Source organism: Campylobacter concisus (assembly GCF_003049705.1).
In the GTDB taxonomy this organism is placed as follows: domain Bacteria; phylum Campylobacterota; class Campylobacteria; order Campylobacterales; family Campylobacteraceae; genus Campylobacter_A; species Campylobacter_A concisus_AR.
On the sequence record NZ_PIRF01000002.1, the window covers coordinates 1 to 25,359 of the forward strand.

27 protein-coding genes are annotated in these 25,359 nt (G+C 39.0%); 14 read left to right on the top strand and 13 right to left on the bottom strand.

Features of this window, described 5'->3' with window-relative positions:
* The 3 genes from CVT05_RS01830 to CVT05_RS01840 form a co-directional block, all read right to left on the bottom strand.
* The coding region (locus tag CVT05_RS01830) for an Rrf2 family transcriptional regulator (RefSeq protein ID WP_107697635.1) at window positions 1-358 on the bottom strand (358 nt) is incomplete at its 3' end.
* Window positions 359-473: 115 nt separating this feature from the next.
* The gene (locus tag CVT05_RS01835) at window positions 474-1,109 is read right to left on the bottom strand and encodes an NAD(P)-dependent oxidoreductase (RefSeq protein WP_107697636.1); all 636 of its coding nucleotides are present in this window, start codon (window positions 1,107-1,109) and stop codon (window positions 474-476) included.
* A 30-nt stretch (window positions 1,110-1,139) separates the two neighbouring features.
* Window positions 1,140-1,514, bottom strand: a complete 375-nt coding sequence (locus CVT05_RS01840) for a cupin domain-containing protein (RefSeq protein WP_021091938.1) — start codon at window positions 1,512-1,514, stop codon at window positions 1,140-1,142.
* 150 nt (window positions 1,515-1,664) lie between these two features.
* Here CVT05_RS01840 and CVT05_RS01845 point away from each other — a divergent pair, with 150 nt between their 5' ends.
* The 7 genes from CVT05_RS01845 to CVT05_RS01875 all read left to right on the top strand — a co-directional run bounded on the left by CVT05_RS01845 (window position 1,665) and on the right by CVT05_RS01875 (window position 7,592).
* Window positions 1,665-2,549 (top strand): ABC transporter six-transmembrane domain-containing protein, encoded by an 885-nt coding sequence (locus tag CVT05_RS01845; RefSeq protein ID WP_107697637.1) that lies wholly within the window; start codon window positions 1,665-1,667, stop codon window positions 2,547-2,549.
* On the top strand, window positions 2,524-3,447 hold the full coding sequence (locus CVT05_RS01850; protein ID WP_234400524.1) for a cation diffusion facilitator family transporter: 924 nt from the start codon (window positions 2,524-2,526) through the stop codon (window positions 3,445-3,447). Before CVT05_RS01845 ends, CVT05_RS01850 begins: the two co-directional genes overlap by 26 nt.
* 80 nt (window positions 3,448-3,527) lie before the next feature.
* A complete protein-coding gene (lepA, locus tag CVT05_RS01855) occupies window positions 3,528-5,318 on the top strand; it encodes a translation elongation factor 4 (RefSeq protein WP_107697639.1) in 1,791 nt (596 codons plus the stop codon).
* Window positions 5,319-5,507: 189 nt separating this feature from the next.
* Complete coding sequence (locus tag CVT05_RS01860) at window positions 5,508-5,738, top strand: 2-hydroxymuconate tautomerase family protein (protein ID WP_107697640.1); 231 nt, start codon at window positions 5,508-5,510, stop codon at window positions 5,736-5,738.
* Window positions 5,732-6,454, top strand: coding sequence for a hypothetical protein (locus CVT05_RS01865; RefSeq protein ID WP_107697641.1), 723 nt, complete (start codon window positions 5,732-5,734; stop codon window positions 6,452-6,454). The genes CVT05_RS01860 and CVT05_RS01865 overlap by 7 nt, the downstream gene beginning before the upstream one ends.
* An 11-nt stretch (window positions 6,455-6,465) precedes the next feature.
* Window positions 6,466-7,023: a YajG family lipoprotein gene (locus tag CVT05_RS01870; protein ID WP_107697642.1), complete on the top strand. Its 558-nt coding sequence runs from the start codon at window positions 6,466-6,468 to the stop codon at window positions 7,021-7,023.
* Window positions 7,023-7,592: a ComF family protein gene (locus tag CVT05_RS01875; RefSeq protein WP_107697643.1), complete on the top strand. Its 570-nt coding sequence runs from the start codon at window positions 7,023-7,025 to the stop codon at window positions 7,590-7,592. Before CVT05_RS01870 ends, CVT05_RS01875 begins: the two co-directional genes overlap by 1 nt.
* A gap of 97 nt (window positions 7,593-7,689) precedes the next feature.
* Here the strand turns inward: CVT05_RS01875 and CVT05_RS01880 are convergent, their stop codons facing one another.
* The 10 genes from CVT05_RS01880 to murJ form a co-directional block, all read right to left on the bottom strand.
* Entirely contained in the window at window positions 7,690-8,328 is a 639-nt protein-coding gene (locus tag CVT05_RS01880) for a YggS family pyridoxal phosphate-dependent enzyme (RefSeq protein WP_199906723.1), read from the bottom strand.
* Window positions 8,325-9,434, bottom strand: coding sequence for an RIP metalloprotease RseP (gene rseP / locus CVT05_RS01885; protein WP_107697644.1), 1,110 nt, complete (start codon window positions 9,432-9,434; stop codon window positions 8,325-8,327). Before rseP ends, CVT05_RS01880 begins: the two co-directional genes overlap by 4 nt.
* A 196-nt stretch (window positions 9,435-9,630) precedes the next feature.
* A complete protein-coding gene (pgsA, locus tag CVT05_RS01890; protein ID WP_107687294.1) occupies window positions 9,631-10,176 on the bottom strand; it encodes a CDP-diacylglycerol--glycerol-3-phosphate 3-phosphatidyltransferase in 546 nt (181 codons plus the stop codon).
* A gap of 33 nt (window positions 10,177-10,209) precedes the next feature.
* The gene (locus CVT05_RS01895; protein WP_054196728.1) at window positions 10,210-10,998 is read right to left on the bottom strand and encodes an enoyl-ACP reductase; all 789 of its coding nucleotides are present in this window, start codon (window positions 10,996-10,998) and stop codon (window positions 10,210-10,212) included.
* A complete protein-coding gene (dapA, locus tag CVT05_RS01900) occupies window positions 10,998-11,867 on the bottom strand; it encodes a 4-hydroxy-tetrahydrodipicolinate synthase (RefSeq protein WP_219336837.1) in 870 nt (289 codons plus the stop codon). The genes CVT05_RS01895 and dapA overlap by 1 nt, the downstream gene beginning before the upstream one ends.
* 26 nt (window positions 11,868-11,893) lie before the next feature.
* Window positions 11,894-13,135: a M16 family metallopeptidase gene (locus CVT05_RS01905; protein ID WP_107687277.1), complete on the bottom strand. Its 1,242-nt coding sequence runs from the start codon at window positions 13,133-13,135 to the stop codon at window positions 11,894-11,896.
* Between the two features lie 11 nt (window positions 13,136-13,146).
* Window positions 13,147-14,220, bottom strand: coding sequence for a quinone-dependent dihydroorotate dehydrogenase (locus CVT05_RS01910; RefSeq protein WP_107697645.1), 1,074 nt, complete (start codon window positions 14,218-14,220; stop codon window positions 13,147-13,149).
* Window positions 14,221-14,273: 53 nt separating this feature from the next.
* Window positions 14,274-15,998, bottom strand: coding sequence for an ABC transporter ATP-binding protein (locus tag CVT05_RS01915; protein WP_107697646.1), 1,725 nt, complete (start codon window positions 15,996-15,998; stop codon window positions 14,274-14,276).
* A complete protein-coding gene (gene cysS / locus CVT05_RS01920; protein ID WP_107697647.1) occupies window positions 15,991-17,385 on the bottom strand; it encodes a cysteine--tRNA ligase in 1,395 nt (464 codons plus the stop codon). The genes CVT05_RS01915 and cysS overlap by 8 nt, the downstream gene beginning before the upstream one ends.
* Window positions 17,372-18,772 (bottom strand): murein biosynthesis integral membrane protein MurJ, encoded by a 1,401-nt coding sequence (gene murJ / locus CVT05_RS01925; protein ID WP_107697648.1) that lies wholly within the window; start codon window positions 18,770-18,772, stop codon window positions 17,372-17,374. The genes cysS and murJ overlap by 14 nt, the downstream gene beginning before the upstream one ends.
* 121 nt (window positions 18,773-18,893) lie before the next feature.
* On the opposite strand from murJ, the gene CVT05_RS01930 reads away from it, so the two are divergent.
* From CVT05_RS01930 to CVT05_RS01960, 7 genes are all read left to right on the top strand, one after another.
* Entirely contained in the window at window positions 18,894-20,807 is a 1,914-nt protein-coding gene (locus CVT05_RS01930) for a flagellar assembly protein A (RefSeq protein ID WP_107697649.1), read from the top strand.
* 17 nt (window positions 20,808-20,824) lie between these two features.
* Window positions 20,825-21,379 carry a Holliday junction branch migration protein RuvA gene (gene ruvA, locus CVT05_RS01935; RefSeq protein WP_021091363.1) on the top strand — a complete coding sequence of 185 codons (555 nt, stop codon included), beginning with the start codon at window positions 20,825-20,827 and terminating at the stop codon, window positions 21,377-21,379.
* Between the two features lie 11 nt (window positions 21,380-21,390).
* On the top strand, window positions 21,391-22,431 hold the full coding sequence (locus CVT05_RS01940; protein ID WP_107697650.1) for a D-alanine--D-alanine ligase: 1,041 nt from the start codon (window positions 21,391-21,393) through the stop codon (window positions 22,429-22,431).
* Between the two features lie 64 nt (window positions 22,432-22,495).
* Complete coding sequence (locus CVT05_RS01945) at window positions 22,496-22,726, top strand: type II toxin-antitoxin system Phd/YefM family antitoxin (protein ID WP_107697651.1); 231 nt, start codon at window positions 22,496-22,498, stop codon at window positions 22,724-22,726.
* A complete protein-coding gene (locus tag CVT05_RS01950; protein WP_107697652.1) occupies window positions 22,716-23,498 on the top strand; it encodes an alpha/beta fold hydrolase in 783 nt (260 codons plus the stop codon). Before CVT05_RS01945 ends, CVT05_RS01950 begins: the two co-directional genes overlap by 11 nt.
* On the top strand, window positions 23,495-24,919 hold the full coding sequence (locus CVT05_RS01955) for a Mur ligase family protein (protein WP_107697653.1): 1,425 nt from the start codon (window positions 23,495-23,497) through the stop codon (window positions 24,917-24,919). Before CVT05_RS01950 ends, CVT05_RS01955 begins: the two co-directional genes overlap by 4 nt.
* Window positions 24,916-25,356, top strand: coding sequence for a hypothetical protein (locus CVT05_RS01960; protein ID WP_107697654.1), 441 nt, complete (start codon window positions 24,916-24,918; stop codon window positions 25,354-25,356). The genes CVT05_RS01955 and CVT05_RS01960 overlap by 4 nt, the downstream gene beginning before the upstream one ends.
* Window positions 25,357-25,359 lie beyond the last annotated feature (3 nt).

The following is a 25,359-nucleotide window of genomic DNA, read 5'->3' on the forward strand; positions in this document are numbered from 1 at the left end:
CTAAAGCTTCTTGTGCTTTTAGGAAGTGGGTGGTTAAGAGAGTTTCGATCTTGCCACCAAGCGGGCAAGCTTTGGGTGAGTCAGAGTGGATCTTGAAAAGTTTTTCTTTATTATTTACTGCTTTAAAAATTTGAAGGAGGGTTATATCTTTTGGCTCTTTTGCAAGACTCACACCACCAACTCCAGCTACGACATTCACGAGTCCTGCAGCCTTTAGAGTGCCAAGCAGACGCCTAACTATGACCGGATTTGTGTTTATACTACCTGCTATAAATTCGCTCGTGACTTTCTCGTCTTTGAAAAAACAAGCTGCTAAGACTACATGAATCGCGATTGAAAACTTAATCCCTACTTGCACAATCGTCCTTGAAATTTTTTCTGATTATACTTTAAATTTTTACTAAAAACAGTTTATTTTCAGTTTGGATTTGACAAGCCGACTTTTTGTGCCAGCTATGTCAGATCTATAATTTTTATGCTCGCTCGCTAACTGCTGTGAAGCGTTTTTGTATAAATTTTTTGTTTTTTAGCTCGTCTATGATCGCAAGCGCAAGGTCTGCATAACTTATATAACTCTCATTTTTTGAGTTTAAGATGAGATTATCTCCACCAAGCACGTATTTGCCAGTACGAGCACCATTTGCGTCGTAGTCGCCTGCTGGGCTTACGTATGTCCAAAGCAAATCGCTCCTATCTTTTAGCTCAAAATAAGACTCCGCAGTCGCCTTTGCCACACCCATATACGCAGCCGGGAAGCCTGGCGTATCCATGAGCATAGTGCCCTTGTCATCAACAAATAACGTACCAGCGCCGCCAACTACGATGAGCCTTGTACTAGTGCCTTCTAGTAAATTTATAAGGTGAGTGGCCACTTTTTTGTGAAGCGCAAAGGTATCTGGCGTCCACGCTGCAAATGCACTGATCACTGCGTCAAAGCCAGCCAGATCAGTCTTTGTAAGCTCGAAAATATCTTTATAAACGACCTTTACGCTTTTGTTTTTATACTCTTTATTTCTAACGATCGCTGTGACGTCGTAACCTTGTTTTATGGCCTCATTTACTAAATTTGCACCGCTTTTGCCGTTTGCGCCTATGATTGCTATTTTCATTATTTCTCCTTTAAATTTTGTTTTTAAATTTTACAGCCAGCTTGGCTTTACGTCATCAACTATCACGCCGTCACTCATTGTGTATTGCTCTAGGCTACCGCGTTTTGTCTGGATACAGATCATTTTGATGCCGTTTTTGCCAGCTTTAAAGCACCTTTTGCCCTCTGGATCTATGCGTACCGCATCTCCTTTGCTTACTTTTAGCACCTCACCGTCGATGAAAAGCTCACCCTCACCCTCTAGGATGATGTAAAGCTCCTCGTTTTGCTTATGTGCATGGACAAATGGCACGCTCACATTTGCTGGAAGCTCGTTTATAGATACCTCACAGCCGCTTAAATTTAAAGCCTCTTTTAGCTCGACTCTTGGCTCGTTTGCGATCTTTGCAACCTGAAAATTTTTCATTTTGTTCTCCTTATTTTTTGTTGTAATATTTTTATTTACAACTGATGAGTGAAGTATAATAATTTTTTGTTGTAATGTCAATAGTTACAACAAAAATTTTTCAAAATTTATAAATTTTGGCTAGAATTCGCGAAAATTTTAGGATTAAATTTGCAAAATAACGCCTTTAAAACGCTAAAGAGCATAGCGACCGAGCACAATAAAAATCTCATTTTGACCTTTACTTTGGTGCTAGCAGAGAACGGACTTTTTCTAGCATACCCAATATTTGCGGGCTTTGCGATCAATGCAATCATGCAAGGAAATACGTTAAATGCTCTCATTTACGCACTTTTTGTGCTCATAGCGTGGCTTGTAGGAGCCATTAGGCGCCGCGTGGATACGCAAGTTTTTGCAAATATCTACGCAAAGCTTGCTGTAAATGTCATCATGAATGAAAAACAAAATGCCAAAGACGACTCCGCCATTATCGCCAGAGTAGCGCTCTCGCGAGAGTTTGTAAATTTCTTTGAGACGCATTTTCCTATGTTTTTTACATCGGTTATTTCGATCATCGGCTCAGCGTTTATGCTCATATTTGTCGAGCCAAAGGTCGCTGTGGCGTGCTTTGCCGTGATGATCACTTTTCTTATATTTTTGCCAAGATATATCAAGAAAAATGACGACCTTTATCTTCGCTTAAATGACCGCTTAGAAAAAGAGGCAAAGGTGATAGGTGTTTTTAATAAAAGCACGCTAAATAGGCACTACGACGTCGTTTCTAAATTTCGTATAGCGATCTCAAACAGGGAGGCGATGAGCTATTTTATCATCGGCATTAGCGCTTCACTGCTCTTTTTGGTGGCGATAATAGTGCTAAGCTCGCAGCAGACAAATGCCGGCCACATCTACTCTGTGATGACCTATATATGGAATTTCGTCATCAGCCTTGACGACTCGCCAAAGCTCATCGAGGAATTTTCAAATTTAAAAGATATCGGCAAGAGGATCGATGCCCAAAAGAAGGACAATGATGCACAACAAGAGCGTTCTTAGAAATTCATTTTTTCTAATTTTCACGTTTATGATAGTTGAGGCCGTTTTTGGCTTCGTTTCAAACTCGCTTGCGCTTATTAGCGACGCATTTCACATGCTCTCAGACGCTGCGGCTCTCTTTTTGTCGCTGGTCGCTTTTAAGATCGCAGAAAAAAGGGCAAATTTGCAAAAGACCTTTGGCTACAAAAGGGTCGAGATCATTGCTGCTTTTGTAAATGCCTCGGCTCTTGTTGCTCTAGGTATTTTTGTGATAATTGAAGCAGTTGTGAGATTTTTTAACGAGCCGCAGATCGAAGCCAAAACGATGCTTGCTATTAGCATTTTGGGGCTTATTATAAATTTGATCGTAGCTATTTATATACATAAAAGTAGCGATATAAAAGAGAATTTAAATATAAAAGGAGCTTATCTTCATGTCCTTGGAGATACGTTTGGTTCGGTTGGAGCGATCATTGCAGCACTAGTCATCATGAAATTTGGCCTTACGCAGGCTGATAGTATTGCAAGTATATTTGTTTCGATACTTATCATAAAAAGTGGCTTTGGCTTGCTAAAGGATAGCTTTAATATCCTTATCGAAGCCGTGCCAGTCGAGCTTAATGCGGATGAAATTTTAGCTATCATAAAAGGCGTAGATGGCGTTAGGCAGGTGCATGATCTGCATATTTGGGCGATAAGTGCCGGTTCAAATGCAATCATCGCTCATGTGGTGGTAGATGATGAGCTAAGTGTAGGTGAAATTTCAAAAATGATAAAAGATATCGAACATGAGCTATTTCATGTTGGAATTAGTCATGTGACGCTTCAGTTTGAGAGCAAGACCATTGGGCACAAAGATGAGCTCATCTGTGAGATAAAAGGCAAAGAAGAGCATAGACACTTTGGTCACAAGCATTAACATCGCTTTTCTTATGCAAATTTTAAATCAATTTTAGGCAAAATAAAAGTCAAAAATTTAACAAAAAAGTAAAAGAGTAAATGAAAAATATTAGAAATTTTAGCATCATCGCTCACATTGACCACGGCAAAAGCACGCTTGCTGATCGCCTCATTCAAGAGTGTGGCGCCGTTAGTGACCGTGAGATGAGCTCGCAAATCATGGACACGATGGATATAGAAAAAGAGCGTGGCATCACGATCAAAGCTCAGTCTGTCCGCCTAAACTACGCACTAAATGGGCAAAATTTTGTTCTAAATTTGATAGACACCCCAGGACACGTTGATTTTAGCTACGAGGTGAGCCGTTCTTTGGCTAGCTGCGAGGGCGCGCTACTTGTCGTGGATGCTTCTCAGGGCGTGGAGGCGCAAACCATCGCAAATGTCTATATCGCACTTGAAAACAACCTAGAGATCATCCCAGTCATCAACAAGATCGACCTACCAGCGGCTGATCCTGCTAGGGTAAAAGACGAGATCGAGCATATCATCGGACTTGACTGCTCAGGGGCTATCGAAGTGAGCGCAAAAACAGGCGTTGGCATAAAGGAGCTGCTTGAAGCGATCATCACGAGAATCCCTGCGCCAAATGGCGACGCAAACAAGCCTACAAAGGCGCTCATTTACGATAGTTGGTTTGACAACTACCTTGGCGCGCTTGCTCTTGTGCGTGTTTATGATGGTGAAATTTCAAAAAATGATGAAATTTTAGTCATGGGCACGGGCAAAAAGCATATCGTGCTAGACCTCATGTATCCAAACCCTATAGCTCCGATCAAGACCAAAACGCTTAGCGCTGGCGAGGTTGGCATCGTGGTTTTGGGGCTTAAAAATGTTAGCGACGTGCAGGTGGGCGATACGGTGACGCAGGCTAGAAACCCGCTAAAAGAGCCAGTTGGCGGCTTTGAGAGGGCTAAGCCGTTTGTTTTTGCGGGACTTTATCCTATTGAAACTGATAAATTTGAAGATCTGCGTGACGCGCTGGATAAGCTAAAGCTAAATGATAGCTCCATTAGCTACGAGCCAGAGACCTCGGTCGCACTTGGATTTGGCTTTAGGGTTGGCTTTTTAGGTCTTCTTCACATGGAGGTCGTCAAAGAGAGGCTGGAGCGCGAATTCGACCTTGATCTCATCGCCACAGCGCCGACTGTGACTTATGAAGTCATCCAAACTGATGGGCTAAATTTAAAAATTCAAAACCCAAGTCAGTTGCCACCAGTCAATAAAATAGACTCGATCCTTGAGCCATACGTGAAAGCGACTATCATCACACCAAGCGAGTTTTTGGGCAATATCATCACACTCTTAAACAACCGCCGCGGCATACAAACAAAGATGGACTACATCACGACTGACCGCGTATTACTCGAGTATGACATACCGATGAATGAGATCGTGATGGACTTTTACGACAAGCTAAAGTCAAGCACCAAAGGCTACGCGAGCTTTGACTACGAGCCAAGCGACTACCGCGTGGGCGATCTAGTGAAGCTTGATGTCAAAGTGGCCGGCGAGACGGTCGATGCGCTCTCTATCATCGTGCCTGAGAGCAAGGCGCAGACAAAGGGCAGGGACTTCGTAAAGGCGATGAAAGAGATCGTGCCACGTCAGCTCTTTGAGGTGGCGATACAAGCTAGCATCGGTAATAAAATAATCGCCCGAGAAACCGTAAAATCAATGGGTAAAAACGTCACAGCTAAGTGCTACGGCGGCGACATCACGCGTAAGAGAAAGTTGCTTGAAAAGCAAAAAGAGGGTAAAAAACGTATGAAGGCGATAGGAAAGGTGAATTTGCCGCAGGAGGCGTTTTTATCCGTCCTAAAAATAGACTAATGCGTTGTCTCGCTTTGTCATACTTCGTTGTGTCTAAAATTTACTCGGTCATTACCTGCCATGGTAACTCCCATCGTAAATTTTATCCACGCCTTGTCTGACTTTGCGATACTGCCGCAGCAAGGATATTGTTTTGGTGGATAGGTCTTTGATTAAAATTTAAGTGCTAAATTTACAAAAAGGAATGCTATGCCGTTTGTGAAAATTTGCGTGACAAAAGAGGGTGATAGCCCAAGTGTGGAGCAAAAAGAGAAGATAATAAGCGGAGTTACAAAGCTAATAAGCGAAATTTTAGGTAGAAGCGCTCAAAATACCGTTGTCATTATCGATGAGATCGATACGAACAACTACGGCATTGCAGGCGAGAGCGTGAAAAATATCCGCAAAAAACAAAAAGAGCAAAAGGAAGTAAAATGCTAAGAACGACATTACTAGCAGTTTTTGTAGCTATCTTTCTAACTGGCTGCGTGGCTAAAGCTAGCCTTTGTCTATCATGTGAGGGAATAGATGGTGTGCAAAGTGCGAGCATAAACAGCGAAGATAAGATGTATTTTGAAGAGGTTATGAGGATACCGGCTGATTGCAGTGCTTGTAAAGGCAGGGGCGATGGTCTTTTTATAAATGGTGTTAAATACAAAAGTGATGTAGCAATAAACTGCTGCTTAGAAAAAAACATGATCGATACTAATGTTGGATTAAAAAAGGTTTATTTCCACAGGATCGTCGATGCTAGAAGTAGTGCAAGATCGATATATTACACAGGTGTTGAAGGAAATACTGCAGTTTTTAACTCAAACCCACGCCTTGAAGTGCTTTTTTACATGTTTTTGCAGCGTGAGTTAAATTCTCGCGGAATCGTTGTTGTCGATACTCAAACATCACCTTATACGTACAGGCTTGATTTTAGATTTGACGAGCTTAGAGGAAGCTATTCGGGAAGTTCAGAAATTTTAAATGGACATCTAAATGGGCTTCTTATTCTTTCAAATATAAATTTCAAAAAAACATTACCTATCTCGACTAGGCACCATGTGGAGAAGCTAGAGGCTTCAGAGTCTGGTCAGTTTGACTTTTTTATCGCACTTTTGGTTAAACAAGCCGCGATAAAAGTAGCCGATGAGATTACTAAACTTTAAAAGGAAAAACGATGAATAAATTTAAATTTTTAGCTATTTTTGGACTTTTTGTTTTATTTTTAACTGGTTGTGCACCAAGTCAAAGTGTTGTCGCATTTGATCCATATAAGGCTGCTGCGAGCCAGCAAAATAGCGGTTTTGAGGCCTACATAAGCGCAGTGCATGATAACCGCAAAAATAAAAGTACCATTGCTACGATCACTGATAGCAAAGGTACCGTAAAAGAATATGTCGTGCTTCAAAACGATCTTGCTACTTATTTTAGTGATTCGCTCAAAAAAGAGCTTATGGCGCGCGGTGCAAATGTAAATGGCATGGGTGGCGTTGTAGTTGAAATTTTTATCAACGAGTTTGAAGCAAATATGAGCGGATACGGCACTGATAATACAAAAGGTAATATTAAGATTACACTTAAGATCCAAAAAGGCGATCAAAGCATCGTTAAAAACATTTCAAATAATCAAACCAAATTTGAGTTGATTCGCATAGGTGGAGCATTTAAATCATTTTTAACTGAGATCATAAATGATGCCATCAAACGCACAGCAATTGCTATTTTAAATAGCTAATGTTTTGTGCGTTTTGCAAGAGCTTTACGCTAAATACATTTTGTAAAATTTGCTCACAAATTTTAAGCGAGCCAAGCCCGATAGTAAGAGAACTAGAGGGCTTTAAAATTTATAGCTTTTACGGCTACTCTGAAATAAAAGAACTCATCCACTCCAAGCACCAAATGCACGGATATCTTATATATAAAAACTTAGCCAAATTTGCATTTAATAAATTTGCTAAAAGCTTTAGCTTTCCGGAGAAAGTCTATGCTCTGCCTATAGATGATAGAGTTCATTTTGGCTACTCACACACGGCTATTTTGGCAAATGCACTAAGGGCTAAAAATCTAAAGCCCATATTTCATGCACTGCATGCAACCAGTAAGATCAGCTATAGTGGTAAGGATTTACAATTTAGACAAAATAACCCAAGAAATTTTAAAATCCTAAAAAAGATCACTGCGCCAGTTATTTTGGTAGATGATATCGTAACCACTGGCACAACGATACTTGAGGCTAAAAATACTATAGAAAAAGCTGGTGTAAAAGTACTTTTTGCTCTAGTTTTGGCTGACGCTAAATATTAAATTTTAATTTTTCGCTCAAATCTTTTTGGCTAGAAATTTACATAGCTCTAGCAGTAATCTACTTCGTTAGCAGCAAGAGCATGCAAAAGCGATAAATTTATAGATAAAGCATTGTCCCAAGGCGAATCATATTTGATCCACATTTTATTGCTAGCTCGAAGTCACTACTCATACCCATCGAGCAGATAGTCGCACCTTTTGGCTTTAGGCTATCAAAAATTTTATAAGTTAGCTCAAAGCTCTTTTGAATCTCTTTTAGCTCATCCACATGCGCTCCGATACTCATCACGCCTTTTAGATTGATATTTTTGCACTCGCTTTGGATACGCTCATAAATTTCTGCCGCATTTGCTACGCTTACGCCTTGCTTTGTATCTTCATCAGCTGAGTTTATCTGAAGCAAAGTATCTAGCTTATAGCTAAGCCTTTTATCGACTTCTACGGCTCTTTCAAAGCTATCGCAGCTTTGCCAAAGTGTAGGCTTTAGACTTACCATTTGATTTATTTTGTTATTTTGCAAGCGGCCGATCATATGCCATTTTATATCAGTAAAATTTTGCAGTTCTAGCTCTTTTTTGGCTAGCTCTTGGACTCTATTTTCACCAAAATTTCTTTGCCCTTGTGCGTAAAGCTCTCTTACTTCAGCGCTTGTGACATTTTTACTAACGGCGATGAGCGTCACATCTTTGCTTAAATTTTCTATCTTTTCAAGCAGCTCTTTTAAAACTATCATCATAAACCTCCACTTAATCTCATAATATCATTAAAGGTTGCAAGCATCATTATGCCAAGCAGTAGCGCCCAGCCGCAGTAGGTGAGCATGATGAGCACTCGCTCATTTACCTCGCGTCTAAAAATTAGTTCATATAGGTTAAAAAGTATGTGTCCGCCATCAAGCGCTGGGATTGGGAATAAATTTAAAACGCCTAAATTTACTGAGATTAAAGCGACAATCGTCAAAAGCACGCCAAGACTTATTTTTGCGGCTTTTGAAGTGACATCAGCGATTTGTACGATGCCACCGACCTCTTTTAGCGGCACAGCTCCACTTACTAGTTTGGTAAAGCTTTTAAAGATTAGTTTTGATGCCTCGATCGTCTCACTAAAGGCAAAATTTATGCCTGCAAGACCAGTGTGGTAAATTTTTATCACTTCGCCATTTGGAGAGATCCCGATCAATGGGCGCTGTACCTTTTCATTAAATAGATTTATCGTCTCGCCTATCTTTGGTGTTAAATTTATAGTCATTTGCGAGCCGTTGCGATCTATCAAAATGGTGCTTGGCTCTAATTTCACATTTTTACTGATCTCATCCCACTCGTTTATCTTTACGCCATTTATTGCTAAAATTTTATCATTTTTAGCTAGTCCAGCGCTTGCAGCTGCCGAGCCTTCAGCTATGTGGCCTACACTTGGTGCAAGTCTTTCAACTCCGATAGATCCAAGCAAAATGTATATAAAAAACGCTAAGATAAAGTTAAAAAATGGCCCTGCAAAGAGGATGTAAATTCGCTTTATAGGACTTAACACGTTATAGCTGTCCGTGTCGTAATTTTTGGCCTTTGGGTCGGTGTCGTCTTGTCCTTTTAGCTGTACATATCCACCAAGTGGGATCGCGCTTAGGCAGTAGTCGGTGCCACCAATGTTTTTGGTATAAATTTTCTCACCAAAGCCGATACTAAAGGTATTTACCTTTACTCCAAGCGTTCTTGCTGCCAAAAAGTGGCCAAGCTCGTGAAAAAATATGAGAAAACTAATGGCTAAAATGGTCACTAAAAAATAAAACGAATACGCATAAAGCCCAAGGCAAAATAGGACTAGCGTGAAGAGAATGCCTTTCAAAACTTACCTTTTTTGAAAAATTGATGAGATTTTAGCCAAAATTTATAAATTTACTCTCAAACGGCGTTTAGCTAAAAATTTCTCTTAGCTAGGAGAAATTTTTAACTTGATTTTACTTATTTTGAAAATGAAGATTTGATTATTTTATATAAGAATTTGAAAGTAAAAACTTTGGGTCTTACGAGCGAAAGAAATTTTAGCTCTTTTTCATCGCCTTTATATAGGCAAAGATATATTCAAATCCAGAATAAAGCGTAAGCGCAACAGCTATCCACAGCAAAAGCTCTCCGCCTGGCCAGCTCATCAGTAAAAATCCAACCGCAAACATCTGCGAGACTGTTTTTACTTTGCCAGCCATTGATGCAGCGACCTCGACGCCGTCACTTGCCATCACGACACGAAAACCAGTTATAAAAAATTCCCTCACCAAGATAAGATAAACAGCCCAAGCGCTCGCTCTGCCAAGCATCATAAGACCTAAAAATGCAGCCAAGATCAGCATCTTATCAGCTAGCGGGTCAAGGATAGCGCCAAGCTTGGTCTTTTGATCCCAGCTTCTGGCGATGTAGCCGTCAAAAAAGTCAGTCACCGAGGCGATCACAAAAATAAGAGCTGCAAAGTAGTTTATCCAGCTTATGTGAATCTGCGTAAAAATTCCTGGCGCATTTACAAGCATAAAAAACATAAGTGGAGCCAGTAATATCCTAAAAAATGCCAATGCGTTTGGTAAATTTAAACTCACAAATATGCCTTTATGCTTAAAATTTCAATCTTCTCATTTAAAAGTCGTGCCACCATCTATTATGAATGTATGTCCAGTCACCCAGCTAGCCTTAGATGAGCACAAAAATAGACATGCTCCAGCTAGGTCAGTCGGCTGTCCCATGCGGTTTAGTGGGCTAAGCTTTGCTGTCATATCGCGCACCTCTTCGTAGTTAGTAAAGGCTCTTAGCGCGTCTGTCTCGATAGGGCCGCCACTTACGACATTTACACGGATATTTTTCTCGCCAAGCTCGGTCGCGGCGTATCTTGCCATGGCTTCAACGGCTGCTTTTGCTGTGCCGTGACCTGCGTAGTTTTCGATATAGACTAAATTTCCAGTAGATGATAGGCTAATGATGCTACCACCGCCAACTTTTTCCATGCGTTTTGCAGCTTCTTGGGTGCCTACGACAAAGGCATTTACGGTTGCTGTAAAGATATTGTTTATGCCTCTTGGTTTTAGCTTCATAAATTTAGTGTATCCACCAGCTACTGCGCGACCTGAGATGATAGCATTTGAGATGAAAAAATCAATCCTATCAAAATCCTCGTCTATCTTTAAAAATAGCTCTTTATAAGTCTCTGGCTCGAGGATATTTAGTGCATATGCTCTTGCTTTTATCTTATAAGTAGCTTCAAGCTCTTTTGCCTGCTCTTTGGCAAGCTCTTCGTTTGAGTTGTAGGTAAATGCTATATTTACGCCGGCTTTTGCAAATTCTTCAACTATGGCTCTGCCAATGCCTCTAGTGCCACCACTGATAACTAGCGTTTTACCTTTAAATTCGTTTAGTGTGTCCTTCATTAAAAACCCTTTATTTCGTAATTTTTTATTACTTCTTCTATCTTTTTGAAATTTTCTTTACTTGGTTTGCAAAGTGGCAAGCGGTACTCTAAAGAGTCGATTAGTCCAGCTAGATACATCGCTGCTTTGATTGGTATTGGATTGCTTTCGCAAAAAAGTGTTTTATTTATCGTGTATAGATTATCATTTATTAATTTTGCTTTTTTGTACTCTTCGTTCATCGCAAAGTGCGTAAGCTCTGAAATTTGATCTGGCAAGAGATTTGCTGTAACTGAGATAACACCTTTGCCGCCATTTGATATGATAGGATAGTTGATCGCATCTTCACCGCTAATGACTACTAAATTTGGCTCGTGAGCTAGTAGATCGACGCATCTATCTATGCTGCCTGTGGCCTCTTTGATACCATAGATATTTTTACACTCTTTAAAAAGCCTAAAAACAGTCGCTGGCAAGATATCCACGCCAACTCTGCCAGGAACATTGTAAAGAAGCACAGGGATTTCAATGCTATTTGCAATGGCTTTGTAGTGCTCGTAAAGCCCTTCTTGTGTTGGTTTGTTGTAATAAGGGGCAACTGAAAGGATACCATCAGCACCATGAGCTTGGGCAAATTTAGCGATACCAATAGCCTCGTGAGTCGCGTTACTGCCAGCCCCAGCAAGTACTTTTACATTTGTACCTTTACATGCATCAACGGCTATTTCGATACAAATTCTATGCTCATCATGCGTTAGTGTTGCACTCTCGCCAGTAGTTCCAACTGGTACAACGACATCTATACCGTGCTTTATCTGTCTTTTTATTAGTTTTTCAAAACTGACTTCATCTACTTTTTGATTTTTAAATGGCGTAATGAGTGCGGTCATCGCACCTTGAAGCGAATTTTCCACGTTTATTCCTTTTTTAATATTATTGTTGTGCTGGTTTTTTCATTAAAATATCTATTTGCTATCTCTTTTAAAAGCTTGGCATCTATCTTATCGATATTTTTTTCAAGCTCGTAAAGTGGCTTTATGTCGCCTCTAGCAAGGTATGAGCCATATAAATTTGCAACCTTGCTTGCACTCTCAAATGAGTAAATAAAATCAGTTTTTATCAAATTTTTAACTCTTAAAACATCATCTTTGTCGATTGGCTTATTTTTTAAATCATCTATGATCTTTAAAATTTCAGCTTCAACTACGTTTGCTTCGACATCTGGGTTGCAAACTGCTAAAAATATAAATAAATTTTCATCAACACAGCTCATATTATAAGCATAAATTTGGTTTACAAGCATTAGCTCATCGACTAGGCGCTGCTGCAAAATAGAGCTTTTGCCAGTGGCTAGATACTCGCTTATCGCGTTTAGCCCCACTTGATCAGCGTGTTTAAAATTTGGGATTTTGTAAGCAATCGCTAGCATTTGTGTTTGGCTATCTTTATAGATGATTGCTCTTCTAGCGCCGTCTTGCTCAGGCTCTTTGCAGTGAGTTTTTGGGATAGCTCTTTTGTTTTTTATGCCGCTAAAATTTTTCTTAGCTAGCTTAAATGCCTCATCCTTGCCGATGTCGCCACTTATCATCAAAATCGCATTTTTTGGCTGATAAAAAGTAGCGTGAAATTCTTTTATGTCGGAGATATTCCAGTTTTCGATATCTTTTATAAAGCCTATCGGTGTCCAGTGATATGGATGATAGATAAATGCGTGGTTGTAGAGCCTAAAGTATAGATATCCCATAGGGTTGTTGTCTGTTCGCCACCTGCGCTCTTCATGCACCACGTCTCGCTCTGGCTGAAATTCTTTATCTTTTAGGCTTAAATTTTTCATAAGCTCGGCAAAAAGACCAAGCGTTTTGTCTAAATTTTCATTTGAGGCTTTTATGAAGTAGTGAGTGTAGTCAAAGCCTGTACTTGCGTTATTTACGCCGCCAAAGCCTTTTACGATCTCATCAAACTCCCCGGCTCGTAAATTTTTGGTTGACTTGAAATTTAGATGCTCTAGCATGTGAGCTATGCCACTTTTGCCCATTACTTCGTTTCTTGATCCAACTTTATAAAAGACATCTACGCTTATCACTTTTGAACCAGGATTTACTGGTACGTGATAAATTTCTAGTCCGTTTTCTAGTTTTGTTTTATTAAATTTTATCAATCTTTTGCCTTTTATTTTTTAACATCTATGCCGACCGCTTCGCTAATAGAGGCAAAGCCATCTCTTTTTAAAAGTTCTAAAATTTCTAAATTTATATCTCTTGCGATCATTGGCCCTTTAAAGATAAAGCTTGTAAAAATTTGGACCAAATTTGCTCCCATTTTTATGCGCTCATAAGCCTCTGCACCGCTATCTATGCCGCCACATGCGATAAGCGTCGTCTTGCCGTAAAGCTCGTCTGCCACGGCTTTAAATATCTCTTTTGACTTTTTAGCGATTACCTTACCGCTTAGTCCGCCAAAATCCTTTAAATTTGACGAGTGAGAGAGTGAGTAATCAACGCTTGTATTTGAGACAAGCACGCCACTAGCACCGTTTTCTACAGCGCAGCTGCAAAGATTGATCGCATCTTCGTGACTCATATCAGGAGCGATTTTAAAGATGATTGGCTTTTTAGTAAGTGGTAAAATGACACTAAAAAGCTCTTTTATGAAGCTCTCATCTTGCAAAGCTCTTAAATTTGGTGTATTTGGCGATGAGACGTTTATGACAAATGTGTCGCAAATTTCACTAAATTCCTTTACTAAAATTTCATAGTCTTTTATTGCGTCTTCGTTTGGTGTAACCTTGTTTTTACCGATGTTTGCCCAGATAGGTAAAGTATAAGGATAAAGTTTTTTGACTCTATTTTTAATAGTCTCACAGCCGTCGTTGTTAAAGCCCATCGCATTTTGGATGCTCTCTTCGTCTACGAGCCTAAAAAGTCTTGGTTTGTCGTTGCCAGGTTGAGGTTTTGGAGTAAATGTGCCAAATTCTAAATACCCAAATCCAAGAGCTGTGAGCGCTTCAAACATTGTGGCGTTTTTATCAAAGCCCCCAGCTATACCAACTGGGTTGTGATAAGTGCTTGAGAATAAATTTTGTTTTAGTGCATTGTCATCGACCACGCACTTATTTGCTACAAAGCTTAATGATCCTGGAAAAATTTTATTTGCTCCGATCATTGCAAGTTCTGCTATTTTATGGGCAGTTTCAGGATCAAATTTAAAAAATATAGATTTTAAAGTATCGTAGTTTAAGCTCATTTTAACCTCTTTAAAATGCCTAAAAATTTATGCAAATCTTAGCAAAAATCGCCTTAAACTAAGGCTTTGCCTTTAAGTTTTGCATAAATTTCATTTCTCTTGCTAAGCTCTTCATCACTTCCGATATCAACGACCTTTCCACCACTTAAAACCGCGATCTTATCAGCACTCTCAACCGTGCTTAGACGGTGAGCGATGACAAAGATGATCTTTTTGTTTCTTAGGTTGTTTATAGCCTTTGTGATCTCTTTTTCACTCTCGTTATCAAGCGCTGAAGTAGCTTCGTCAAAGATAAGAATTTGTGGGTTTTGATAAAGTGCTCTTGCTATTGCGATGCGTTGTCTTTGACCGCCTGAAAGGTTTGTGCCAAATTCGTTTAAAATGGTGTGGATACCATCATCAAGCTTGCTTACAAACTCATAGGCATTTGCCATTTTTAGAGCATTTACGACTGCTTCTTCGTCAAATTCTCTGCCATAAGCTACATTTTTAGCAATCGTATCATTAAAGATATAGACACGCTGTGTTACAAGGCCAATATTTTGGCGAAGTGAGTGGATCTTGATATCTTTTAAATTTGTATCATTTATTAAAATTTCGCCGCTATTTACGTCGTAAAATCTCATAAGTAGATTCATGAGCGAGGTTTTTCCGCCACCACTTGAGCCAACAAGGGCTATAAATTCTGATTTACGAGCCTCCAAATTTATACCTTTTAAAACCTCTTTATTGCCGTAGCTTAGGCAGGCATCATTAAATTTAATTAAATTTATCTCTTCACTTAATACTTTTTCGCCATCTTTTATCTGGCTTACTTTATCTATCAAGAAAAAGGTTCTCTCGCTTGCAGCGATCGCATCTTGCATTTTATTGTATATATTTACGATACGTTTTAGAGGGGTGTAGAGCATGAAAAGCGCAGTTAAAAATGAAAAGAAAGCACCCATGTTTATATTTCCGTCGATGACGTCTTTGCCGCCTATTATGATGACAGCAGCTACGCCAATTGAGCCAATTGTTTCCATTAGTGGGCTTACTAATTGCTCGATTTTTACGGTTTTAAGGTTTAACTTAAAAAATTTGTTATTTTCTTCAACAAAACGTGAATGCTCGTATTTTTGGGCATTATTTGCCTTGATGATCTCGATATTTGTAAAAATTTCACTCAAGGCTGAAGTGATATCGGATGTCTTTTCTTGCGACTGCTTTGAAATTTTTTTCATCTTCTTTGCAAGGCGCGAGATCGGATAAATGGCTACTGGCATGACCACAAGTGCAAAAAACGCCAATTTAGGGCTTTGATATATGACTACACAAAGCAGACCCATGATAGTTACAAGCTCTCTAATAAGCTCAGGTATGAAACTTGAAACAATAGATCTTATGCGCTCTATGTCGTTCGTGGTTCTGCTTATTAGCTCGCCTGTTCTAAAATCATTAAAAAATTTCATGTCCAAATTTAGTAAATTTTCGACCATCTTTTCACGAAATCTTCTAATCGTATCTTGGCCGATATATGCCGTAAAATAAGCCTGCATAAATGTGCCTATATTTTTTAACAGATAAATAGCGATGATCGCACATGGTAACAAATAAAGCAGTGTTTCGTTTTTTTCAACAAAAATTTTATTAAGTACTGGCTCCACCAGATACGCACTGACTGCTGTTCCACCACTTGCAAGCCCCATACCTATAAAGGCTAGGATAAAGTGTGGAATGTAGTCTTTAAAATACGGGCCAAAGCGCTTTAGCACATCTTTTAAGCCAAAATTATTCATTATTTCTCTCCCAAACTGCGCCATTTGGCGTATCCATGATAGAGATATTTATTTTTGCTAGCTCATCTCTTATCTCATCAGCTCTTGCGAAATTTCTCTCCTTTTTAGCTACCGCGCGCTCATCAAGAAGCTTTTGAATTTGCTCTTTTTGCTCGCCAGTTATGCCAAACTGAAAATACTCCACATAGTTTGTGATAGCAATGCCTAAAATTTCGCCTATCAGCTCTAAATTTGCCGCTACTTCGGCCTTATATGCTTTATCTTTTGGATTACTATCAAGTCTTTCATTGGCCGTTTTTACAAACTCATCGACACTTGCAAGCGCTTTTGAAGCGTTTAGATCATCGCTTAGCGCCTCAAGCAGCTCATTTTTAAAACTCTCATTTGCCATGCCTACTTGCACGCCATCAACTCTTTTTTTGAGGCGATAAATTTTATCAAGTCTCTTTTTTGAAGCTACTAGATCTTCATCTGAATAGTTAAAATGAGCCCTATAATGGCTCGTAAGCAGGTAATATCTAAGCACTTCGCCATGAACGTTTTTTAGGGCGTCTTTTACAAAAAAGCTGTTGTTTAGGCTCTTGCTCATCTTTTCGTTATTTACCTTTATAAAGCCATTGTGCATCCAGTATTTGCTTAAATTTTTGTGATAGGCGCATCTGCACTGGCTAGCTTCATTTTCGTGGTGCGGAAAGAGTAGGTCGATACCGCCAGCGTGGATGTCGATCTCAAATTTATCATTTTCTTTATCGCTTAGAAATTCTCTTATCATCGCCACGCACTCAGTGTGCCAGCCAGGGCGACCCTTGCCAAATGGGCTCTCGTACCATTTCTCGTCAAATTTCCAAAGCACAAAGTCTTTTTCATCTCTTTTCTCGCAAAAACATACTACGCGTGCGATTAGATCGGTGTTGTTGTCCTTGCCGCTAATGCTAAAATAGCCACTATCCTTGCTCGTATCAAAGTAAATTCCATCGCTCGTTTTATACGCCACACCTCTATCCATAAGCACTTTGATGTAGTTAATGATCGCCTCCAAGCACTGCGTAGCCTTTGGTTTAAAGTCTGGATCAAGCACGTTTAAAGCGCCCATGTCGCTCTCATAGTGTGCTATATATTTGCTTGTGATCTCTTCTAGGCTTTGTCCGGTTTGCGCCATTTTATTTAAAATTTTATCGTCGATGTCGGTGTAGTTTCTTGCAAATTTGACCTTGTAGCCAAGCGCTTTTAAGACCCTTCTTAAAAGATCAAAGCTAACGGCTGACTTTGCATGTCCCAAATGCGCGTCGTCATAGACCGTTGGACCGCACAGATAGATGCTAGCTTCGCCATCTTTGATCGGGCTAAACTCAACCTTTTCTCTTTTAGAAGTATCAAAAATTCGCATTAAATATATCCTTTAAAAATGTTAAACCAAAATAGAGCAAAACCGCCGCAAAAGCGATAGCGGCTATAAATTTAGGCTCGATTATAGCTAAAAATCGCTTAGCCCCAAAGGCTCTTATATATAAAATAAGCTGCAAAAATCCCCCAAGCGAGCTTGCAAATGCAAGGCCAGCTGCTCCAAATTTCTGCATCAAAATGACAGCTAGGATCAAATTTGCCACAAGGCAGATGATAGAAATTTTGGCTGCCTCTTTTTGCTTCATATTTGCGTAGAGCCAAAGTGAGAAAATTTTAGCCAGTCCAAATGGCGTAAGCCCCACCAAATAAGCACTTAGCACCTTGGCGCACTCAATGGTGTTTGCTCTTACGAAATTCCCTCTCTCAAACAAGAGCCAGATGATAAACTCACTTAGCACAACGCCTGTGATCGTGGCTGCTAGCAGGGCACAAAGGAGCGGATAAAAGCTCTTTTTCGTCCAAACTATGGCGTTTGCTTCGTCTTTTTGCTTTAAAAGTCTGGTGATCTTTGGAAATAGTGCCTGAGAGAGTGCGATCGCAAAGATGGCAAGCGGGAGCTGAAAAATTCTATTTGCATAAAAGAGGTAGCTTATTGAGCCACTTACCAAAAAACTAGCTAGCCAAGTATCCATAAATGCGCTTATCTGCATAGCACTTGAGCCAAGCAAGCCGTGATAGAAATTTATAAAAAAGCCTTTGCTCTGCGCTCTTTTGCCTTTAAAATATCCGCTTAGGCCACCCCAAAAAATTTTATTTAAGGCGTTAAATTTCATAGCGATTAGATGCACCAAAACCTGCAAGATGCCGCCTGCAACGACACCAAAACTAAGATAAAGTGCGACCACGCTCTCACTCTTGCCACGAGCTAAAAGTAGCGATGCGATCATGGCTAAATTTAGTAGCACAGTAGAAAACGCAGTCGTTGCAAAGTGCCCTTTATACTGAAGCAGTGCACCCATGAAAGTGACGATATAAACAAGGGCTAGATAGTAGAAATTTATACGCACAAGCGGCACTGCATCTATGATATTTTGCTCGCTTAAACCGCTTGCGATGATCTTTATAAAGTAGGGCGTAAATAAATTTACAAGAAGCGTCAAAACGCCTATAAAAAGTAGAAATTTGATGAAAATTTCAGCCTGAAAGATCGCTTTTTTCTTGTTATTTGTAAAATTTGGCAAAAATGCCTGTGTAAAAGCGCCCTCGCCAAAGATACGGCGAAATAAATTTGGTATCTTAAATGCTATGAAAAAAAGGTCGCTAAATATGCCAGCACCAAGGATAGAAGCCGTTAAAAGATCTCTTATAAGCCCTAAAATCCTTGAAGTCATGATGCCAACTGAGTTTGAAAAAAAGCCTTTTATAAACATCGCCCACCTAGTAAATTTAAAACGCAATAGTAACAAAAGATGCTTTAAAGCTTACATAACCCAAATTTAATAAAGTTTTAGAGATAATAAGAGCCAAAATTTTATGTGAAATGGATCAAATTTGAGCGAGAACGTGCAAGAAAACGAGAGATTTTTACCGCCAACGCAAATTCAAACTTCTACGCCTTATCTATCGCTTAAAGAGCTAAGCAAACAATATAGCGTGCCGGTGGAATTTATAGACTTTAAACTCTCAAATATCTTAACTTACTACAAAAATAAAGATAACGTCGAGCCAGTTTTTGTCCCTGAAGAAAATTTAAGCTTTTTTGATGACAACACATTTTATCTTGACGAGACGCTAGAGATCGAGCAGGTCTATGATGTGGAATTTTTTGATGTTAGGCTAAATGCTGTGCCAAAGCTTCCAAAGATAGAAATCGGCGTAAATTCAACAGTTACAAAAGTAGTCGCAAAGGTAAAAGCTACAAAAGATTGTGAATACGAACAGCATTACGAAGATAAACTTTTTGAATATATCGCCAAACAGCTTATGAAAGCTCAAATTTTAATAGGTATAAGGATTGGCAAACTAAAAGACGAGTTAAAACAAATCGCCTCAGTTGTGCATGTAAAGGGCGAACTTGATAAAGACTACATACTAAACATAACACAAGGTATAAATCCAAAAAAAGCTACCGATGCAAAGATACTTTACTACTACAAAGATAAACTTGATGCGATAAAAGAGGAAGATAAGATTGATTACGCTGATAGAGGTTTTGTTTTTGGCGTGGCACAAGATGAAGTGATAATGGAAGAGAAAAAGTCTCACGAAGGGCAAAATGGCCGTGATGCGAGAGGCAAATTATTAGCAGTAGAAAAGCCAAAAGAAGATACTGGCAAAGAGATAAGTATAAGCGAAAATATAGAGAGAGTAGAAAATGACGATAGCATAATATATATCGCTAAAAAATCAGGATATGTAGTTGAGAAAAATGGCTCATTTGATATTGAAGAGCGTATAGAGATAAATGAAGCAAATTTTAAAACAACTGGCTCTATTCAAGCAGGTACTGATACAAATGTGACTTTGGTGGTTAGGGAAACCGATACTATAAAAGATGCCATCGGCACTGGTATCATCGTGGAGGCTGACGAGATCGAGGTTAAAGGAAATGTCGGTGCAAATGCGATGGTTAAAGCAAATGAAGTAATAATCGGCGGTCAAACACACCAAAAGGCTAAAATTTATGCAAAGAATGCAAAAATTTCTATCCATATCGGTAAGGTTGAAGCTGAAAATGTCGAGATAGATAGGCTAGAAGGCGGAAACGTCGTAGCAAAAAGAGTTAAGATAAATAGCGTCGTTGGTGGCTCTATAACTGCTCAAAATATCCAAATAAATACGCTTGGCTCAAACTGCACTATCACAGCTTCACACTTAATAGACGTAAGATATCTAAGGGGCACTGACAATAAATTTATAATCGATACTAGCAAAATGCCTGAAAGTGCTGAGGCTACGCAAGAGCAATTAAATAAGATCGAATATACAAAAGCAGAGCTTGCCTCACTTCTAAAAAATATTGAAACAAAGAAAAATGTCATAAATGAAAATAAAGACTCGATTTATACCATAAAAGCAAAGGTAGAAGAGCTCTCAAAAGCTAAAGTGATACCGCCAGTTACCTTTATGAAAAAGCTAAAAGAGTATCAAGGTCTAGTCAATGAATATAACACTTTGTTAAAAATTTTTAAAGATAAAAAAGAGTTGCTAGCTACTCTAAAAGATGAGCTTGAGATCATGCAAAATGGAATATTTTCTGCAAAAGTGATAAATAGAGGCAACTGGGTTGAACTAAATGAGATTAGATTTGTTATCGTTGATCCTCCACAAAATGTCACTTATATCTCAAAACAAAATGAAACCGCTCATGCTATTACTTTGGAGAAGATCTGCGATGGCGATGAGGCTGAGTATAAGATCAAAAAGTCAAATAAATTAGAAGACTACACAGATACAAATTTTTAATAATAAAAGGTTAAATGATGATAAAAGCGATCGAAGGTATCGTCAGCAGAAAAGATCCCGCATTTGTGATACTTAAAACAAATAGCGGCGTAAGCTATGGAATTTTTATCTCGCTTTTTTGCTCGGCCAAGCTTAGCAAGGGCGAAAAAGTCGAGCTTGCCATAACACAGATCATAAGAGAGGATGCAAATTTACTCTACGGCTTTTTAGACGCAAACGAGCAAAAGATGTTTGAGATGCTTATAAAGCTAAATGGCATCGGAGCTAGCACGGCTATGGCAGTTTGCTCAAGTCTTAGCTCGCAAGCATTTACAAATGCCATAATAAGCGGCGATGCTGACACTTTTAAAAGCGTGCCAGGCATCGGACCAAAGACGGCTAGACGCATAATAGCCGAGCTAAGCGACGCAAAACTTATAAGTGATGAGAGCGTGCCAAGCTACCAAAATGAGGCACTTTTGGCACTTGAGGCGCTTGGCTTTAAACGTGAGAAGATAGTGAAAATTTTGCCTGAGTGCAAGAGTGAAAATACGAGCGATCTTATAAAAGAAGCATTAAAAAAATTAGGATAAGGATTAAAAAGATGAATTTAGGTGTGGTATTTGGAGCAAAGAGCTATGAACATGAGATAAGCATAGTTAGTGCGATAGTTTTAAAAAATGTCCTAAAACAAGAGCTAAAATTTATATTTTGCGACACAAATAGAGATTTTTATCTTATTGAGCAAAAAGATATGAGAGCAAATTTCTTTAGCTCTGGTAAATACAAAAATTCAAAAAAGCTCATTTTGTCTAAGGGTGGATTTTTCATACACTCTCTCTTTGGCGATAAAAAAGTAGAGTGCGATGTTATTGTAAATTTGATCCACGGCATGGACGGTGAAGATGGCAAGATAGCGGCACTTTTTGACTTTTACGGCATAAAATATATAGGTCCAAGGCTTGAAGCAAGCGCACTTAGCTACAACAAAGAGCTTACTAAATTTCTAGCGCAAAAAGCTGGTGTAAAGATGCTTGATTATGAGATGCTAACTCGTGAGAGCCAGCCAAAATTTCACTATCCTATTATCTTAAAGCCAGCAAGACTTGGAAGTAGCATCGGCGTAAATATAGTGCATGACGCCAGCGAACTAGCTTATGCAAAAGACGTAGCATTTGAGTTTGACAAGGATGTGCTTGTCGAGCCTTTTATAAAGGGAGTAAAAGAGTACAACCTTGCAGGCTGTAAGATAGATGGAAAGATAAAATTTTCTATCATCGAAGAGCCAAAAAAGAAAGAATTTCTTGACTACGAGCAAAAATATCTTAGCTTTTCAAATGAAAACAAGGTAAAAGAGGCTGAAATTTCTGAAGAGCTAAAGCAAAAGCTTAAATTTAACTTTTCAAAAATTTATGATTGTGGATTTGACGGAGCGATCATTAGATGCGACTTTTTTGTGATAGATGATGAGGTCTATCTAAATGAGATAAATCCAAATCCAGGAAGCCTTGCAAACTATCTATTTGAGGATTTTGAGAGTACTTTAAATGCTCTTGCAAACTCACTTCCAAGAGAGCGTAATATAAAGATCGATTATAGCTTCATAAACTCGATCACTTCAGTAAAAGGTCGCGGGAAAATTTAGACCATTTAGTAGATTATAAAGTAGTTTGTGATATTTTACGTAAAATTTTACACAAAGAGCGACAATGGTAACTTTTACAAAAGATGAAATTTATACGGCAACTGAGGTGGTTAGAAATTTTAGCTCTGTCCTTTCTCGTGTGGGAGCTAGCGAGCTAAAGCGCGCTGTCATCGTTAAAAATAATAAATTTGAAGCGGTGCTTTTAAATATGGAAGAGTATGAGCGCCTTTGCGAAGCAGTGAGCGTGCTTGAGAGTATTTATACTGCAAAAAAAAGAGAGAACGATGGCGAGTAGGGCGGTAAAATACGGCTCAGACGAGTATGAGATCAGCTACGAAGTAGTAAATCCAAAATGTAAAAAAATAGTGCTTTTCTTGCACGGCTGGGGCGCTAATAAAGAGATAATGAAAAAAGCTTTTGGCTCATATTTGAGCGAGCTGTGCCACGTTTATATCGATATGCCAGGCTTTGGTAAAAGCTCAATTACTGATCCTTTAAAAACAAGCGATTATGCAAAAATTGTTGAAAATTTCTGTGATGAGCTTGGCATAAAGCCAGATATCATCGTAGGTCATAGCTTTGGTGGCAAGGTCGCAACGCTTCTAAAACCGCCACATCTTGTGCTTTTAAGCTCAGCCGGTATAGTTGTTAAAAAGCCATTTATCGTGCGCGCAAAGATCACTATTTTTAAAATTTTTAAGCTTTTTGGATTTGGAAAATTTTATAAACTCTTTGCCACAAAAGATGTAAGCGGTATGAGTAGAGTGATGTATGAGACCCTAAAAAACGTCGTTGATGAGGATTTTACAAAGCATTTTGCCAGCTTTAGTGGCAAAGCTTTGATATTTTGGGGCGAAAATGATAAGGCAACGCCCATAACAAGCGGGGAGAGTATACATAAGCTCATAAAAAATAGTTCATTTTTTCCGCTTAGTGGTGATCATTTTTTCTTTTTACTTCACGCTAAATTTATAAGTGACGAGATAGAAAAAGGGATAAATTTTGAGCCAAATGAAGCAAAAAATGTTGTACTTGACGATGAGAGCGGTATTGAGGAGATAAGATGAATATATTTTTAAGCATAAGCACAGTTTTGTTCATCTTTGCGCTCGCTTTTTATGTGATTACTTGCTTTCAGTGGTTTTCATATAGGCCTGAGCGCGTACTCTTTCACTTCACAAAGCCTGCTTGGCACGTCCTTTTCTTCATCGTGCCTTTGGTGCTATTTTACATGACTGGCAAGTGGTTTTTTATCTATTTTTACTTTGCACTTTTGCCAGCTCTTTATCTTTGGCACAAAAAGCTTGATAAAAAGCTAGTAATTACTGGCAGGATCAAGCACTTTTTTGTAATCCTTACTTGCGCTATTATCTTAAACTACGCTCTAAATTTCATCATTCACAAGGCGTTTTTGGCTCCGATGCCACTTTTTGTCTTGGTTGTGAGCCTATTTTTTAGTGAAATTTTAGAAAAGATAAAATTTCAAGGCTTTAAAAACAAGGCACTTAAAAAACTGGGTGCAAATAAAGATCTAAAAATCATCTTGATCACAGCAAGCTACGGCAAAACTAGTATCAAAAATTTCTTATTTGAAATTTTAAAAGATAGCTTCGTCTGCTATAAAACACCACGCAGTGTAAATACAATGGCTGGCATAATTAAAGACATCAATGAAAATTTAAGCGAGCAAACGCAAATTTACATCGCAGAAGCAGGTGCTAGGCTAAAGGGCGACATCCTAGAGATCACAAAATTTCTAAACCCGCAAATCGTCATCGTTGGCGAGATCGGCGCACAGCACATTGAGTATTTTAAAACGCTTGATAATATCCGCTCTACCAAGCTTGAAGCACTTCAAAGCGCTCGTTTGCAAATGGCATTTTTACATAGCTCGACAAAGAAAGAGCCAAGCCAAAATTTAGAAATTTACGATGAAAGTCTAAAAGATATAAATGCAAATTTAGATGGAATTTCATTTATGCTTGATGACAAGAGTTACGCTTCGCCGCTGCTTTGTAAATTTAATGCTACAAATTTAGCCGTTTGTATAAAGGTGGCAAAATACCTAAAAATGAGCGATGAGGCGGTAGATAGAGCGCTATCTAAGATGAAAAACGTCGAGCACCGCCTAAGCAAGATCGAGGCTGGCGGTAAGTTGATAATTGACGATAGTTTTAATGGGAATTTCTCAGGCATGAGCGCAAGCTACGAGCTAGTAAGCACCTATGCTGGCAGAAAAGTGCTGCTAACACCTGGTATCGTAGAAAGTGATGCGGAGCAAAATGCAAGTTTAGCCAAGGTGATAAATGAAATTTTCGATCTTGTCATCATTACAAGCTCACTAAACGCCGAAGTTTTGCTAAAACACATCATAAAGCCAAAGATCATCATCTTAAAGGATAAAAATAAAATGCAAGAAATTCTAGCTCAAAATACGCGTGCTGGCGATCTCATACTATTTTCAAACGATGCACCGAGCTTTATATGAAAAAGATAGTTTTTTTAATCCTAGCTTTAAGTTTAGCATTTAGCTTTGACATCGATGATTATGACAGAGGTATTGAGGCGCTAAATGCCGGAGATTACGCAACTGCGTATGAAATTTTCTATGATGGCTGTGAGCAAAAAGATGTGCTTTCGTGCGAGGCTTTGGGTGATATGTTTGTAAATGAAGAGATAAATGAGCAAATGGATAGTGATCTAAAAAAACACTCAAATATCGAGCTTGGCGTGAGTTATTATATGAAAAGCTGCGACCTTGGCTACCAAAATGCTTGCGATGATGTGATGAGCTTAAGGGACGATTTAAACATAAGCCTTCCAGCTGGTGTTTATGAAAACGCCAAAGCAAGGTACGATGAGATAAGGCAAGAAGACGAAAAAGAAGAAGCCTTAAGCGAGCAAAATGCGACTTTGCAAAAATAAATT